General features: G+C 57.4%; 13 protein-coding genes. All 13 read left to right on the forward strand.

Going from position 1 to position 15,748, the window contains the following annotated elements:
- Window positions 1-16 precede the first annotated feature (16 nt).
- The 13 genes from uppS (at window position 17) to tilS (ending at window position 15,706) form a co-directional block, all read left to right on the forward strand.
- Complete coding sequence (gene uppS, locus O3C79_RS05010; protein ID WP_494385052.1) at window positions 17-781, forward strand: polyprenyl diphosphate synthase; 765 nt, start codon at window positions 17-19, stop codon at window positions 779-781.
- A complete protein-coding gene (locus tag O3C79_RS05015; protein WP_494385053.1) occupies window positions 775-1,569 on the forward strand; it encodes a phosphatidate cytidylyltransferase in 795 nt (264 codons plus the stop codon). The genes uppS and O3C79_RS05015 overlap by 7 nt, the downstream gene beginning before the upstream one ends.
- Window positions 1,570-1,585: 16 nt before the next feature.
- A complete protein-coding gene (rseP, locus tag O3C79_RS05020; RefSeq protein ID WP_494385054.1) occupies window positions 1,586-2,944 on the forward strand; it encodes a sigma E protease regulator RseP in 1,359 nt (452 codons plus the stop codon).
- 48 nt (window positions 2,945-2,992) lie between these two features.
- Entirely contained in the window at window positions 2,993-5,302 is a 2,310-nt protein-coding gene (bamA, locus tag O3C79_RS05025) for an outer membrane protein assembly factor BamA (protein WP_494385055.1), read from the forward strand.
- A gap of 18 nt (window positions 5,303-5,320) precedes the next feature.
- Window positions 5,321-5,818 carry an OmpH/Skp family outer membrane protein gene (locus O3C79_RS05030; RefSeq protein WP_010323535.1) on the forward strand — a complete coding sequence of 166 codons (498 nt, stop codon included), beginning with the start codon at window positions 5,321-5,323 and terminating at the stop codon, window positions 5,816-5,818.
- Between the two features lie 2 nt (window positions 5,819-5,820).
- A complete protein-coding gene (gene lpxD, locus O3C79_RS05035; protein ID WP_494385056.1) occupies window positions 5,821-6,873 on the forward strand; it encodes a UDP-3-O-(3-hydroxymyristoyl)glucosamine N-acyltransferase in 1,053 nt (350 codons plus the stop codon).
- Entirely contained in the window at window positions 6,870-7,307 is a 438-nt protein-coding gene (gene fabZ / locus O3C79_RS05040; protein ID WP_010323533.1) for a 3-hydroxyacyl-ACP dehydratase FabZ, read from the forward strand. Before lpxD ends, fabZ begins: the two co-directional genes overlap by 4 nt.
- A 2-nt stretch (window positions 7,308-7,309) precedes the next feature.
- Window positions 7,310-8,080, forward strand: coding sequence for an acyl-ACP--UDP-N-acetylglucosamine O-acyltransferase (lpxA, locus tag O3C79_RS05045; protein WP_029511140.1), 771 nt, complete (start codon window positions 7,310-7,312; stop codon window positions 8,078-8,080).
- Window positions 8,081-8,087: 7 nt separating this feature from the next.
- Complete coding sequence (gene lpxB / locus O3C79_RS05050) at window positions 8,088-9,251, forward strand: lipid-A-disaccharide synthase (protein ID WP_494385057.1); 1,164 nt, start codon at window positions 8,088-8,090, stop codon at window positions 9,249-9,251.
- The gene (rnhB, locus tag O3C79_RS05055; protein ID WP_494385058.1) at window positions 9,238-9,846 is read left to right on the forward strand and encodes a ribonuclease HII; all 609 of its coding nucleotides are present in this window, start codon (window positions 9,238-9,240) and stop codon (window positions 9,844-9,846) included. Before lpxB ends, rnhB begins: the two co-directional genes overlap by 14 nt.
- Window positions 9,839-13,339 carry a DNA polymerase III subunit alpha gene (gene dnaE, locus O3C79_RS05060; RefSeq protein ID WP_494385059.1) on the forward strand — a complete coding sequence of 1,167 codons (3,501 nt, stop codon included), beginning with the start codon at window positions 9,839-9,841 and terminating at the stop codon, window positions 13,337-13,339. Before rnhB ends, dnaE begins: the two co-directional genes overlap by 8 nt.
- A gap of 95 nt (window positions 13,340-13,434) precedes the next feature.
- A complete protein-coding gene (accA, locus tag O3C79_RS05065; protein ID WP_494385060.1) occupies window positions 13,435-14,394 on the forward strand; it encodes an acetyl-CoA carboxylase carboxyl transferase subunit alpha in 960 nt (319 codons plus the stop codon).
- Window positions 14,378-15,706 carry a tRNA lysidine(34) synthetase TilS gene (gene tilS, locus O3C79_RS05070; RefSeq protein WP_494385061.1) on the forward strand — a complete coding sequence of 443 codons (1,329 nt, stop codon included), beginning with the start codon at window positions 14,378-14,380 and terminating at the stop codon, window positions 15,704-15,706. Before accA ends, tilS begins: the two co-directional genes overlap by 17 nt.
- Window positions 15,707-15,748 lie beyond the last annotated feature (42 nt).

Consider the following 15,748-nt stretch of genomic DNA (forward strand, 5'->3'; position numbering starts at 1 on the left):
CCCGCTACGGAATTGCATGGCTTCTGAACAGCAATTGACCATACCGCCGGGGCGCAGTATGCCCCGTCACATCTCCATCATCATGGATGGCAACAACCGTTGGGCCAAGGCACAACGACTGCCGGGCCTGGCGGGACACAAGGCGGGCGTGGACAGTGTTCGTGCCGTCATCGAGTGCTGTGTGGAGCAGGGTATTGATGCTCTGACACTGTTCGCTTTCAGTAGTGAGAACTGGAAGCGTCCGGCGCTCGAGGTAAAAGGTTTGATGCAGCTGTTTATGCGTGCGTTGAGCCATGAGGTACGCAAGCTGGCGCGGCATAACATCCGTCTGCGGATTATCGGTGATGTGACTCGCTTCAGTCCCGACCTCCAGGCCAAGATCCATGAGGCCGAAGCTCTGACGGCTGGTAATAAGGGGCTTACGCTCAATATTGCAGCCAATTATGGCGGTCGCTGGGATATTACTCAGGCTGCGCAGCATCTGGCTCAGCGCTGCCTGGATGGTGACCTGACACCGGACCAGATTGATGAAGAGCTGCTGGGTAGCTGTATGGCGTTGGCTGACCTGCCGGCACCGGATTTGTGTATCCGTACCGGTGGCGAGCAGCGCATCAGCAACTTCCTTATCTGGCAGATGGCGTATACCGAGTTTTACTTCACTGACTGCTTCTGGCCTGAGTTCGGCAAACAGGAAATGTTTGCCGCGATGCAGTCGTTTTTGACGCGGGAGCGCCGTTTCGGTCGTACCAGCGAGCAGCTGGAGGCCGATAAACCGTGTTGAAACAGCGTATTTTGACCGCACTGGTGCTGGCGCCCATCGCGCTATTGGCACTGTTCGTACTGCCGCAGACCTGGTTTATCTGGGTTCTGGCGGCAGTTTTCATATATGGCGGCCTGGAATGGGCCAACCTCTGTCGACTCTCTGTGCCGGGCACCGCCCTTCTGCTGGCCGCTCTTGGCGGACTGATGTGGGGCCTGCTGGCCGTTCCGGAGCTGGCGCGGCTGGCGGTATGGCTGGCGGTCGCTTTCTGGTGTTTCGCCCTGTTGCTGGTGTTGGCTTATCCGCGTACCGCAAGCTGGAGCGGCATGCCACAGCGCGTGCTGTTTGGCTTTCTGGTGCTGGTGCCTGCCTGGTATGCCATGTTGGACCTGCGGGCCGGTGAGTCGGGTTTGACCATGCTGTTGATGTTGCTGATGCTGGTGTGGGGCGCCGATGTGGGAGCCTATGCCGCTGGCAAAAGCATGGGGCGGAACAAGCTGCTGCCTGCCGTCAGCCCCGGTAAAACCCGTGAAGGTCTCTGGGGTGGGTTGCTGACCTGTGTGCTGATCGGGATCGGTTTCTCGGTTTGGCTGGAACTCCCGCTGTCGAGTGCAATCAAACTGTGCGTATTGGCGTTGCTGACTGGCCTGGCCTCGGTATTGGGTGACTTGCTGGAAAGCATGCTCAAGCGTGAGCGCGGCATCAAAGACAGCGGGCGTCTGCTGCCGGGGCATGGTGGCGTTCTGGATCGTATCGATAGTTTGACGGCTGCCGCACCTGTGTTCGCAGTCGGCCTGACACTGATTTGAGGTTAGTAACACACTGATGGATTTGTTGCAGACGTTGCTTGCGACCCTGGTCGCGCTGGGTGTTCTGGTGACCATTCACGAATGGGGACACTTTTGGGTGGCGCGGCGTTGCGGCGTAAAGGTCCTGCGTTTTTCTGTCGGTTTCGGGCGTCCGTTATGGATGCGCAAGGGGCGTGACGGTACCGAGTATGCCGTGGCCGCTATCCCGTTGGGCGGTTATGTCCGCATGCTGGATGAGCGTGAGGGCGATGTGCCCGAGTCAATGCGCGACCAGGCCTTCAATAACAAGTCCGTGTATCAGCGCATCGCCATTGTTGCGGCGGGGCCGCTGGTCAATCTCATCTTTGCCGTTCTGGCCTATGCTTTCCTGTTTCTGTCCGGTATCAGTGTTGTTGTTCCGGTGATCGGTGAAATAACACCGGGCTCGCCAGCAGCACGGGCGGCTGTGCCTGTCGAGCAGGAAGTGCTGGCGGTCGATGGGCGAGAGGTGCAGTCCTGGAATGAGATCAACCTGCGTCTGGCATCGCATGTCGGTGAGACGGGTAACATTGAGCTGACAGTGGGTGAGCCTGCCCGTGGTATGGCACGCAGTTACACGGTGCCGATTGATCAATGGCAGGTTGACCTGGAGCGTGAATCGCCACTGACCGCGCTTGGCATCACGCCCTGGCGCCCTGAAATTCCTCCGGTGATTGGTCAGTTGTTGCCTGACGGGGCTGCGACCGCGGCTGGCCTGCAGTCGGGTGACCGGATTCTGTCGGTTGATGGTGAGCCGGTGCAGGACTGGGTGGCACTGGTGAAAATCATCCAGGCGTCCCCGGAGCGTCAGCTGGAAGTGTTGATCGAACGTCAGGGGCAGGAAAAAAGCCTGCTGCTGACGCCAGCTCGTCGCCAGTTACAGGACGGTGCTGTACAAGGCTACATCGGCGCCGGTGTGGTCGCGTTTGAGTTCCCACCGGAAATGCAGCGAACCCTCAGTTATGGCCCTGTTGATGCACTGGTAGCCGGGGTGGAAAAAACCGGACAGATGATCACCCTGACGCTGGAGTCGATCGGCAAGATGATCGCGGGCGTCATCTCGGTAAAAAACTTGAGCGGTCCGATAACCATTGCTAAAGTGGCGGGGACTTCGGCCGCCTCGGGTCTGGAGTCGTTCGTCAGTTTTCTGGCCTATCTCAGTGTCAGTCTCGGTGTGCTGAACTTGCTGCCGATACCGATGCTGGATGGTGGTCACCTGCTTTATTACGTTGTTGAATTGGTTCGGGGTCGCCCGGTCAGTGAGCAGGTGCAGATGCTGGGGCTGAGAGTTGGCATGGCATTGCTGTTCAGCCTGATGGCACTTGCCATCGTCAATGATCTGGCCCGGCTTTTCTGAAGCAAGCCAGTTTTCCTATCAGTCAGCCATAAAAGTAAGAAGTACAGCATGAATCGCAAGCTGGGTCTGTTTTTTGTATCGATGCTATGGATGGCGCAGGCGCAAGCTGCGGCACCGCTGTTCGAAGTCAGTGATATCAAGCTTGAAGGCTTGCAACGGGTCGAGCCCGGGATTGTGTTCCGGAACTTCCCGGTCAGCGCCGGGGATCAGTTGCAACGCGAGCAGCTGTCCGATGCGCTGCGTCAGTTGTTCAAGTCCGGCTACTTTGCCGACATTCAGGCTGAGCGCGAGGGCGATGTGCTCCTGCTCAAGCTCAAGGAGCGTCCTTCCGTTGCCTTGATCAACCTTGAAGGCAACGATGTCATCAAGGAAGAGGATCTGATGCGCGGGCTGGAACAGTCCGGCCTGCAGGAAGGTGATGTGTTCCGTCGTGCCGCGCTGGACCAGATCCGCCTGGATCTGCTGCGTGTGTATACCTCACAGGGTCGCTATGGTGCTGACATTTCCACCGAAGTGGAACCGCTGTCCGGCAACCGCGTTCAGCTGAACATCAATATCAACGAAGGCGAAGAGTCCAGCATTCAGCACATTAATATCGTAGGTAATACGGTATTCAGTGATGAAGAGCTGAAAGAACTCTTTACCCTTGATCTACCCGATTTCTGGTCGTTCTATACCCAGGACGGCCGCTATGCCCGTGAAAAAATGACCGGTGACCTCGAGCGTCTGCGCTCCTGGTACTTTGATCACGGCTACGCCAATTTCAGTATCGATTCCGCCCAAGTCTCCATCACCCCGGACAAAAAGCATATCTACATCTCCATCGCCGTGAGCGAAGGGGAGCAATATCGTGTGCGTGATGTGGCCGTTGCCGGTGAAATGGTTGTGCCTCAGGATGTGCTGGACAGTGCGGTGACTCTGGCCGCAGGCGAAGTCTTCTCGCGCGAGAAAATGACGCGCAGTCAGGAAAAACTGGTGCGCCTGCTGGGTGATGAAGGTTACATGTTTGCCAACGTGAGCCCGGTACCCGAGCTTCAGGACGACAACACCGTGTCCGTGCGTTTCTTTATCGAGCCGGGCAAGCGTACCTATGTGCGCCGTATCGCCATCAAGGGCAATACGCGTACCGCTGACCACGTTATCCGCCGTGAGCTGGAGCAGATGGAAGCCAGCGTCGCCTCGACCAAGGATATCGAACGTTCCAAGAGTCGCCTGGATAAAACCGGTTACTTCCGCAGTGTAAACGTGGAAACCCGTCCTGTGCCCGGTACCGATGATCAGGTAGATCTCGAATATTCGGTTGAGGAGCAGCAGTCCGGCCAGTTCACGGCCAGTGTGGGTTTCTCCCAGAACGATGGCCTGATTCTGGACCTGGGTGTTCAGCAGGATAACTTCCTCGGCAGTGGTAACAAGGTTGGTTTCAATATTACCAACAGCTCCACCACCACCGAGTACAGCTTCAATTATCTGGATCCTTACCACACGGTTGATGGAGTCAGCCGCGGCTTCAACCTGTTCTACCGTGAAAAGGACTACGAAGAAGACGACATCAGTTCCTACACCGCAGATGAGGCGGGTGTAGGTCTTACTTTCGGTTACCCGATTGATGATTACCAGCGCCTTAGCTTCAGCGGTGATTTCGAATTTATCCGCCTGAACACCTACGACGAAACTGCAGATGAGGTGTTCGAATTCATCGAAGATGAAGGCGAGGAGTTCATGAACTGGAAGTTGACCGCAGGCTGGAGTGATAACCGCCTCAACAAGGGCCTGTTCCCGACCCGTGGCTATATGCAGAGTGCCTCCATGGAACTGGCGGTGCCGGGCAGTGATCTGGCCTACATGCGCGCCAACTACCGCAACAAGTGGTATCGCCCGCTCAATGATGACGAGACCTGGATACTCAGCCTGCGTGGCCGCCTGGGTTACGGTGACAGCTTTGGCGATAACGCCTACCCGTTCTTCAAGAACTTCTATGCCGGCGGTTTGAAAACGGTACGCGGTTTCTCCAACAACTCCCTGGGCCCGCAGGACTCCAACTCGGATCCCTTTGGTGGCAACGTGATGGTGACCGGTGCGGCCGAGCTGATCTTCCCCATGCCGTTCATGGGTGACAAGAGTGCCTGGCGCAGTCTGATTTTCCTGGATGCCGGTAATGTGTATACCACCAACTGCTACAGCAGCCAGACCAACTGCTCTGAAGATATTGATCTGTCCGAGCTGCGTTATTCCGCAGGCCTGGGTGTCAGCTGGCTGACCCCGATTGGCCCGTTGTCCATGTCCTTGGGTATGCCGTTGAATGACAAGGACGGTGATGATACTGAAGTGTTCCAGTTCGCGCTGGGCCAGACGTTTTAAGGTTTTTAAGGAGATTGTATGAAGCTCGTAACCCGAATTGCTGCACTGGTAGTGGTACTGTTCAGTGCTCAGGCCATGGCCGAAAAGGTCGCTGTACTGGGCGTGGAAGAAGCACTGCTCAATTCCAATGCGGCCAAGTCGTTTCGTGAAGAGCTGAAGGCAGAGTTTGCCGACGAGGAAAAGCAGCTGGTTGCATTGGAGAAGCAGGCGCGTGAACTGCGCGACAAACTGCAGAAAAATGCTGGTCTGGCCTCTGAAGAAGATCTGAAGCAGATGCGCATGCAGTTCCAGAAAGCCTTTGGCGAGTACCAGCGTCGTGGCCAGGCGATGCAGCAGCAGCGTGGCCAGCGCGAGCAGGCGTTCATCGCCGAAATGCGCCCGCGTCTGGATAAAGCGATTCGTGAACTGCTGGATACAGAAGGCTATGACCTCATCCTGTCCAAGCAGGCTACGGTCTATGCCAACAAGGACACTGACCTGACCCCGCGTGTCATTGAACTGCTGAACAAGCAGTAGTCATGGCAGGCGATAAAACCTTCCTGCTGGCCGAGCTGGCCACCCGTCTGGGTGGCACGCTTGCCGGCAACCCCGATACCCCGATCACGCAACTGGCCACCCTGCAATCTGCCGGCAACAATGCCCTGTCGTTCTTTGCCAATGCCCGTTATCTGAACCAGCTTAAGCACACCAAAGCAGCTGCCGTTCTGATTACAGCGGAGCTGAAAGATGAATGTCCGGTTGATGCCATTCTGGTGGAAAACCCCTATCTCGCCTTTGCCCAGGCCAGTCAGTTGTTCGATTGGCGCGAGGACGTACAGGCGGGCATTCATGCCAGTGCCGTTATTGCCGAAGGTGCCCAGATTGACCCCTTGGCAGAAGTAGGGCCTCAGGCGGTGGTAGAAGGGGGGGCTGTCATTGCGGCTGGGGCCGTGATTGGTGCCGGCTCAGTGGTGGGACGTGGCTGTTACATTGGCGAGAACACCCGCCTTGAAGCCCGGGTTACCCTGTATCCCAATGTCCGCATCGGCTGCCACTCACTTATCCACAGCGGTGCCGTGATTGGCGCTGACGGTTTCGGATTTGCGCCGACGGCAAAAGGCTGGGAGAAAATCTGCCAGCTGGGCGGTGTGCGCATTGGTGATAACGTTGAGGTTGGCGCCTGTACCACCATCGATCGTGGCGCTCTGGACGACACTATAATCGAAGACGGCGTGAAGCTTGATGATCAGGTGCTGATTGCCCATAACGTGGTTGTCGGGCGTTACACCGCCATTGCGGGCTGTACCGCAGTGGCCGGAAGCACTAGAATTGGCGAGCGCTGCACTATTGCAGGTCATGCCGGTATTACCGGGCACCTGCAGATTGCGGATGGTACGCATGTGACGGCCATGTCCCTGGTCAGTCGATCCATTACCCAGCCTGGTGTGTACTCATCCGGAACCGGCATGGAGCCCCATCGTCAGTGGAAACGCAATGTTGTGCGTTTCCGACAGCTGGATGAGCTGGCTCGCCGGGTCCGTAAATTGGAACAGGCTACAGAACAGCATTCTACTGAAGGTCCAAACACATGATGGATGTTAAAGAGATCCGGAAATACCTGCCTCATCGTTATCCTTTTTTGCTGGTGGACCGGGTCTTGGCTCTGGAACCGGGCGAGTCAATCACGGCAATCAAAAACGTGACCGTGAACGAGCCTTTCTTTAACGGCCATTTCCCCGATCATCCGGTAATGCCGGGTGTTCTGATTGTTGAAGCCATGGCTCAGGCCGCAGGCGTGCTGGGCTTCAAGACCATGAACAAGGGCCCCGAAGACGGCTCTATCTATTACTTCGTCGGTGCAGACAACCTGCGCTTCAAGCGTCCGGTGGTGCCGGGTGACCAGCTCAAGCTGGAAGCCAAGGTGATTTCCGAGCGTCGCGGTATCTGGAAGTTTGATGTGCGTGCCAGTGTGGAAGGTGACACCGTCAGCAGTGCAACCATCCTCTGTGCAGATAGAAAGGTGTGACATTGATTCACCCGCAAGCAATTGTTGACCCCTCGGCGCGCATAGCCGAGGGCGTCGAAATCGGCCCCTGGAGCCTGATTGGTCCTGACGTCGAGATTGGTGCCGGTACGCGTATCGAATCTCATGTTGTGATCAAGGGACCTACTCGCATTGGTGAAGGCAATCGCATTTTCCAGTTTGCGACCATCGGCGAAGAGTGTCAGGACAAGAAATACGCTGGCGAACCGACCCGTCTGGAAATTGGTGACAATAACGTCATCCGTGAAGGCTGCACCATTCATCGTGGCACCGTACAGGATGAAGGCCTCACCAGTATCGGCAGTAATAACCTGTTGATGGCATACGCCCATGTAGCCCATGACTGTCGTGTCGGCAGCAACATCATTCTGGCCAACAACGCTGCGCTGGCAGGCCATGTTCATGTCGGTGATCATGCCATCCTGGGTGGCTTTACCGCTGTGCATCAGTTCTGCCGCATCGGCGCACATGTGATGTGTGGTGCCGGTACCGTCGTACTCAAAGATGTACCGGCGTATGTGATGGCCAGTGGCAATAGCGCCAAGCCGCACGGTATCAATCTGGAAGGGTTGAAACGCCGTGGCTTTGAGCGTGATGCGCTCAACACCCTGCGCCAGGCTTACAAGCTGATCTACCGTAAGGGCCTGACCGTTGAACAGGCGCTGGACGGGCTCAATGAGTTGCTGCCAGGCTGTCCCGAAGTCGGACTATTGATCGAGTCACTGGAAGCATCGACCCGTGGCATCATCCGCTGAGGCTGTGATGCGGCCTTTGCGAATCGGAATAGTGGCAGGTGAGGCATCGGGTGACATTCTCGGTGCCGGCCTCATTCGTGCCCTGCGACAGCGTTATCCAAAGGTGCGTTTCGAAGGCATCGCCGGTGAGTTGATGCTGAAGGAAGGCTGTGAGCCGCTGTATCCGCTGGAACGCTTATCGGTGATGGGGCTGGTCGAAGTACTGGGCCGCCTACCTGAACTGCTGCGCGAACGCCGCCGTCTTGTTCGTTACTTCATTGATAACCCGCCCGATCTGTTTATCGGTATCGATGCGCCGGATTTTACCCTGGGTATGGAGCGCAAGCTCAAGGCTGCCGGTATTCCCACCGTCCACTATGTCAGTCCGTCCGTGTGGGCATGGAAACGCAAGCGCATCTACAAGATCAAGCAGAGTACCGATCTGCTGCTGTCGCTGTTTCCGTTTGAAGCAGAGATCTACCAGCCGACTCAGCAAAACCTGAGGTTCGTGGGCCATCCCTTGGCTGACGAGATACCGGCTGCAATCGATTTCTCTGCGGCCCGTAAGCGCTATTGCTCGCCAGCTGGAGATGAGCGCCCCATGGTTGCGCTGCTGCCGGGTAGCCGGGGCAGTGAAATCAAATACCTGGCTCGCCCGTTTCTGGAAACAGCACGATGGTTGCAGGCACAACGTCCGGAACTCCACTTTGTGCTGCCGGCGGCCAACCAGTACCGTTTTGAACAGCTGCAAGACCTGGTCAATGAAGATTTTAACGACCTGAATCTGTCGTTGGTCCTGCAAGGCTCCCGTGAAGTGATGGCGGTTGCGGATGCCATCCTGATCGCCTCGGGTACGGCGACGCTGGAAGCCTGTTTGCTGCAGAAACCCATGGTCGTTGCTTATCGCATGGCCAGCCTGACCTATCGTATCTATTCACGTTTGATTAAAAGCCGTTGGGTATCCTTGCCCAATGTGCTGGCCGGAGAAGAGATGGTGCCCGAAGTACTGCAGGAAGGTGTTGAGCCTGAAGTGCTGGGGCCGCTGGTGTTGCGTGCACTGGAAGACGAGCCTTACCGTAAGCGTCTGGCCCGGGTGTTTGGCGTCATTGGCGAACAGCTGCGCCAGGATGCCAGCGAGCGAGCGGCGGATGCCGTGATTGAATTGTTGGAGAGTCGCCGTGCAGAGCGCTGAATTTGATTTTCGTCCGGCAGGCCATACGGCCGGTGTGGACGAAGTGGGGCGCGGTCCCCTGATTGGAGATGTGGTGGCGGCGGCTGTCATTCTTGATCCGGACAACCCGATTGAGGGCTTGGCAGACTCCAAGGCACTTAGTGAGAAAAAGCGCGAACGCCTGTATGGCGAAATCAAGGAAAAAGCGCTGGCCTGGTGTGTGGCAGCAGCAACGCCAGCCGAGATTGATGAACTCAATATTTTGCACGCCAGTATGCTGGCAATGCAGCGGGCAGTGGAAGGGCTATCGATTGCGCCTGACTACGCCCTGATCGATGGCAACCGCTGCCCTGCACTGGCCTGTCCATCAGAGCCCGTTGTGAAAGGAGATGCCAAAATCGCTGAAATCAGCGCGGCTTCGATTCTGGCCAAGGTTGATCGTGACCGGCAGATGCTGGCGTTGCACCAGCAGTATCCCGAGTACGGCTTTGATCGCCACAAGGGCTATCCAACCCCGCAACATCTGGAAGCGCTGGAGCAGCTGGGGGCCTTGCCCGAGCACCGTCGCAGCTTCCGTCCGGTTCGACTTCGTCTGGAGCAGTCATCTGATGTCTGAACCTGCATTTGTACACCTGCGTGTCCATTCCGAGTATTCCCTTTTTGACGGCCTGGTCCGCATCAAGTCTTTGGTCAGTACGGCTGCCGCGCAGAATATGCCAGCGGTGGCGATTACCGACCAGACCAACCTGTTTGCACTGGTCAAGTTCTACAAGGCGGCACTGGGCGCCGGCGTAAAGCCTTTGTGCGGCGTAGACCTCTGGGTTGAAAACCCGGAAGAGCCCGAGGGCGAGCCGTTCCGTATCACGTTGATGGTGCGCAACGGTCAGGGCTATCGCAATTTGATGGAGCTGGTGTCGCGCGCCTATGCCGAAGGTCAGAACATCGTCCCCGAGCGAGCCCTGGTGCGTAAGGAATGGATTGCCGAGAAAGCGGATGGCCTGATTGCGCTGTCCGGTTGCCGTTTGGGAGATGTGGGCCGTGCTCTGTTGTCGGGCAACCCGGATCAGGCGGAGATTCTGCTGGCTGAGTGGCAAGAGATGTTCCCGGATAATTACTATCTGGAGGTTCAGCGCACCGGCCGTCCGGGTGATGAGGCGCTGGTGCATGCCAGCGTGGAACTGGCGGCCCGTAAAGGCTGTCCGCTGGTGGCAACCAATGAGGTGATGTTCCTCAAACAGGAAGACTTTGAGGCCCATGAGGCCCGCGTCTGTATCAACCTTGGCCGCACCCTGGAGGATCCGCAGCGTCCGCGCAATTACTCGGATCAGCAGTACTTCCGCAGCGCTGAAGAGATGGCCGAGCTGTTCAGTGATATTCCCAGCGCGCTGGAAAATACGGTCGAAATTGCCCGTCGCTGTAATATCGAGATAGAGCTGGGTACTTACTATCTGCCGCGCTTCCCGGTTCCGGAAGGCATGCTGATGGATGACTTCTTCCGTCAGGTATCCTGGGAGGGACTGGAAGAACGTCTTGAGTTTCTGCTCGACAAGAACGATCCCGACTATCAGGAAAAGCGCAAACCCTACGAGAAGCGCCTCGAGTTTGAACTGGATATCATTATCCAGATGGGCTTCCCCGGTTACTTCCTGATCGTGATGGACTTCATCAAGTGGGGTAAGGAAAACGGTATCCCGGTGGGGCCGGGGCGAGGCTCGGGTGCCGGCTCTCTGGTGGCCTATGTGCTCAAGATCACCGATCTTGATCCGCTGGAATACGACCTGCTGTTCGAGCGCTTCCTGAACCCGGAACGTGTCTCCATGCCTGACTTCGATATCGACTTCTGCATGGATAACCGTGACCAGGTGATCGACTACGTGGCGCGCAAGTATGGCCGTGATGCTGTATCCCAGATCATCACCTATGGCACCATGGCCGCCAAGGCAGTGGTACGAGACGTGGCGCGTGTACAGGGCAAGCCTTTCGGTCTGGCGGACCGTCTGTCCAAGCTGATTCCGTTCGAAGTGGGCATGACCCTGAACAAGGCCTGGGAGCAGGAAGATGCGCTGCGTGATTTCGTTAACGGCAATGAAGAAGCCGAAGAAATCATGGAGATGGCCTACAAGCTGGAGGGGGTGACACGTAACGTCGGCAAGCACGCCGGGGGCGTGGTCATTGCACCCACCAAGCTGACCGACTTTGCCGCCACCTATTGTGACGAAGAAGGTCATGGCCTGGTGACCCAGTTCGACAAGAACGATGTTGAGGAAGCGGGGCTGGTTAAGTTCGACTTCCTGGGTCTGAGGACCCTGACCATCATCGACTGGGCGCTGAAAACGATTAACCACAAGCGCGAGAAGGAAGGCGAAGGGCCGCTTGAGATCGAATCCATCGATCTGGAAGATCCGGCTACTTTCAAACTATTGCAAAGCGCTCAGACCACCGCCGTATTCCAGCTGGAATCCAGCGGCATGAAAGACCTGATCCGTCGCCTTTTGCCTAACCGCTTCGAGGATATCATCGCGCTGGTGGCCCTGTTCCGTCCGGGGCCGCTGCAGTCGGGCATGGTGGATGACTTCATCAACCGTAAGCACGGTCGCGCGCCACTGGCCTGGCCGCATCCGGACTATCAGCTCGACAGCCTGCAACCGGTACTGGAGCCTACCTACGGCATCATCCTGTATCAGGAACAGGTCATGCAGATTGCCCAGGTGATGGCGGGTTATACCCTGGGTGGTGCGGACATGCTGCGCCGTGCCATGGGTAAGAAAAAGCCCGAGGAAATGGCCAAGCAGCGTGCCATCTTCCTCGAGGGCTGCGCCAACCAGAGTATCGACAAGGATCTGGCCGGCAACATATTTGACCTGGTAGAGAAATTCGCCGGCTACGGCTTCAACAAGTCGCACTCCGCAGCCTATGCACTGGTTTCCTACCAGACTGCTTGGCTGAAGCAGCATTACCCGGCGGCCTTTATGGCAGCGGTACTGTCCTCGGATATGCAGAACACCGACAAGGTGGTGATCTTCATTGAAGAGTGCCGCCAGATGGGCCTGACCGTGCGCCTGCCCAACGTCAATGACAGTGACTACATGTTCACCGTCAATGATGCGGATGAGGTGGTCTATGGTCTGGGGGCTGTTAAGGGCGTGGGTGAAGGCCCCGTGGGCGCGATCATGGCGGCACGCAAGGAAGGCGGTCCGTTCAAGGATCTGTTCGACTTCTGCGAACGAGTGGGAGCCGGTCGCCTCAACAAGCGTGTACTTGAAGCGCTGGTGCGCTGTGGTGCGCTGGACAGCCTCGGCCCCTCTCGTGCCGTGCTCTGGGAAGCGATAGCCTCGGCACTGAAAGCGGCCGATCAGAGCGCGCGCAATGCGGACGCCGGCATGATGGATATGTTCGGTGAAGTGGAAGCGGAAAGCCCGGGAGACCCCTATGCGGAGTTCGGCAAGGCCCGTGACTGGACTGACAAGGAGCGCCTGCAGGGCGAGAAAGATACCCTGGGACTTTATGTCACCGGTCACCCCATTGATGAGTATGAGTCTGAACTCAAACGCCTGGTGAGTCGCAAGCTGGTCGAGCTTCAGCCCAACCGTGGCGCCACCCAGAAGATGGCGGGACTGGTGGTCGACATGCGCCTGAAGAAAACCAAGAAGGGCGATACCCTCTGCTTCCTGACGCTGGATGATCGCAGTGCACGCATGGAAATTACCCTGTTTGGCGATGTCTTCGACGCCGCCCGCTCTCTTATCAACAAGGATGCGGTGCTGGTGGTGGAAGGCGAGGTGGCCCAGGATGACTACAATGGTGGCTTGAAGGTGCGCGCCAGCAAGGTGATGAGCATGGCGCAGGTACGTACCGGTTCCGCACGCTGTGTTGAAATCCTGTGTGATCGCAACCAGCTGGGCCGCCAGCAGATGAAGCAGCTGGGCGATACTCTCAAGGCTCATCGCAGCGTATTGCTCAAGTTGCCGGTGGCGCTGAACTACCAGCGTGAAGACGCCGCAGCGCGTCTCTGGCTGGATGAAAGCTGGGCCGTAGAGCCCGGGGATGATCTCCTGTTGCAGCTGAAGTCTCAGTTTGGCAACGATAACGTCAGCCTTTGTTATGACTGACAGGGTGGAGATCAAACCGCTCAGCCGTTAGAATTGATTGATTATTCCGTGCCCTGTTTACCGGGCCCCAAGTTACTGAATAGAAGCAGATACGCATGAATCCTAACTATCTGGATTTCGAACAGCCGATTGCCGAGCTGGAAGCCAAAATCAGTGAGCTGCGCCATGTCAACGAGGACACGGCGGGGCTTAATCTGGGCGACGAACTGGAAAAACTGCAGGAAAAAAGCCGCAGCCTGACCGAGTCCATCTTCAAGGACCTGTCCGCCTGGCAGATTTCGCAGATCGCTCGTCACCCTCAGCGTCCCTACACTCTGGATTACGTGAAGCACATCTTTGATGACTTCGATGAAATCCACGGTGACCGTCACTTTGCCGATGATCAGGCGATCGTGGGTGGTCTGGCGCGTCTGGACGGCCGTCCGGTGATGGTAATCGGGCACCAGAAAGGCCGCGAAGTTAAGGAAAAGGTACGTCGCAACTTCGGTATGCCGCGTCCAGAAGGTTACCGCAAGGCGCTGCGCATGATGGAAATGGCCGAGCGCTTCAAAATGCCGGTTCTGACCTTTATCGATACGCCTGGTGCTTATCCGGGCATCGATGCTGAAGAACGTGGTCAGTCAGAAGCCATCGCCTTCAACCTGGCCAAAATGTCCCAGCTGAACACCCCGATCATCTCCACTGTTATCGGTGAGGGTGGCTCCGGTGGTGCACTGGCGATTGGTGTCTGCGATGAACTGCTGATGCTGCAGTACGGTACTTACTCTGTCATTTCGCCGGAAGGCTGTGCGTCTATCCTGTGGAAAAGTGCCGAGCGTGCATCCGATGCCGCCAAGGCCATGGGTATCACCTCTGACCGTCTGCACGAACTGGGCCTGGTTGATCAGGTGGTCAGCGAGCCGCTGGGTGGTGCGCATCGTAATCTGGAACTGATGTCCGCCAACCTGAAGAAGCATCTGCTTGAGACGCTGGACCGCCTCAGCGAGTTCGAATCCGACGAACTGCTGGAGCGCCGTTACGAACGCCTGATGTCCTACGGTGTCTTCGAAGAATAAGGCTGAGCGGGCAGCGTCGACGCTGCCTGAACTGCTGGAGGTTCTGGCTGCCGCACTGGCCGCCGAACCGGATGTCCGCCGCTGGGTTCTGGCTTTCAGCGGTGGGCTCGATTCATCCCTTCTGCTTGAACTCTGTGCCCGTCTGAACCTGCCGCAGCCCTTGCTGGCAGTACATATTGATCATCAACTGCAAGCAGTCTCCCGCCAATGGCGTGATCACTGTCGTGATCATTGTGAACGGCTGGGCGTTCCCATCCAGGTCGTGCCAGTTAATCCGGCATCAAGCTCGGAAGCCAGTGCGCGCTCAGCTCGGTATCAGGCTTTCGAGGCATTGCTGCAACCCGGTGACTGCCTGTTGATGGCACAACACGCCGATGATCAGGCGGAGACTCTGCTACTGCGTCTGCTTCGTGGTTCAGGGGTGGCCGGTCTGGCTGCCATGCCGGCGGGGCGGGCTTTGGGAGAGGCGCGCTTGCTGCGTCCCCTTTTGAGCCAGCCTCGAGCCCGACTGGAAGCAGCTGCTGCAGAGCTCGGCCTTGCTCCGGTTGAAGATCCGACCAATGCGCAGGATCACTATGATCGCAACTGGTTACGTCTGCACATCCTGCCGCGCCTGAAGCAGCACTGGCCATCCCTGTTGCAGCGATGCCAGGACACAACGGCGCTAATGAGTGATGCCGACCAGCTGTTACAGGAGCGCGCTGAGGAGGACTTGCAGCACTGCCGGCAAGCATCGGGCGGTCTGTGTCTCAGTCAATTATGCCAGCTCTCCTCACCACGCCAACGTAATCTGCTGCATCACTGGGTGGTACGGCAGACAGGGCACCGATTGAGCCGTCAACGCTTGCAGAATCTGCAGCGCTCAATGTTATCCACACGATCTGATGCCAGCCCCGAAGAGCGTTTCCCGGGGTACCACCTGCGCCGCTACCGCGACGAATTGCACTTTGTGCCTGATCCGCTTCCGGTTGTCGCGTCAGATTTGGTTGTGGCTGTGAGGGTGGGGCAGGACCTGGAGTTGCCGACGGGCCGACTAAGCTGGCATCGTGAAAGTGCAGGGCTGGCAGAGGGACGAATGCTGGAGCTGCGTTACCGCCAGTGCGGTGAACGTTTGCGACCTGTTGGGCGGGGCGGTTCGGTAGCACTGAAACAACTGCTGCAGGAGTCTGGCTTGCCGCCCTGGTTGCGTCCGCTGCAGCCGATTCTCTGGTCCGATGGAGAGATTCGGGCAGTGCCCGGCATCTGCCTGTGTGAGCCAGGCCTGGTTGAAAAGGGATTGGTGCCTCATTGGCACGCTTTTGGTTTGTCCTGAGGGGCGCTTTTTGCTATCCTGCAACCCCATCTTGAGTACGTT

The sequence above is a fragment of the Marinobacterium sp. NO-S09 genome, from assembly GCF_059179545.1.

Bases quoted from the DNA above. Each gene is read 5' to 3' on its own strand.
- uppS (WP_494385052.1), top strand. From the start codon at position 17: ATGGCTTCTGAACAGCAATTGACCATACCGCCGGGGCGCAGTATGCCC.
- rseP (WP_494385054.1), top strand. From the start codon at position 1,586: ATGGATTTGTTGCAGACGTTGCTTGCGACCCTGGTCGCGCTGGGTGTT.
- bamA (WP_494385055.1), top strand. From the start codon at position 2,993: ATGAATCGCAAGCTGGGTCTGTTTTTTGTATCGATGCTATGGATGGCG.
- O3C79_RS05030 (WP_010323535.1), top strand. From the start codon at position 5,321: ATGAAGCTCGTAACCCGAATTGCTGCACTGGTAGTGGTACTGTTCAGT.
- lpxD (WP_494385056.1), top strand. From the start codon at position 5,821: ATGGCAGGCGATAAAACCTTCCTGCTGGCCGAGCTGGCCACCCGTCTG.
- fabZ (WP_010323533.1), top strand. From the start codon at position 6,870: ATGATGGATGTTAAAGAGATCCGGAAATACCTGCCTCATCGTTATCCT.
- lpxB (WP_494385057.1), top strand. From the start codon at position 8,088: ATGCGGCCTTTGCGAATCGGAATAGTGGCAGGTGAGGCATCGGGTGAC.
- dnaE (WP_494385059.1), top strand. From the start codon at position 9,839: ATGTCTGAACCTGCATTTGTACACCTGCGTGTCCATTCCGAGTATTCC.
- accA (WP_494385060.1), top strand. From the start codon at position 13,435: ATGAATCCTAACTATCTGGATTTCGAACAGCCGATTGCCGAGCTGGAA.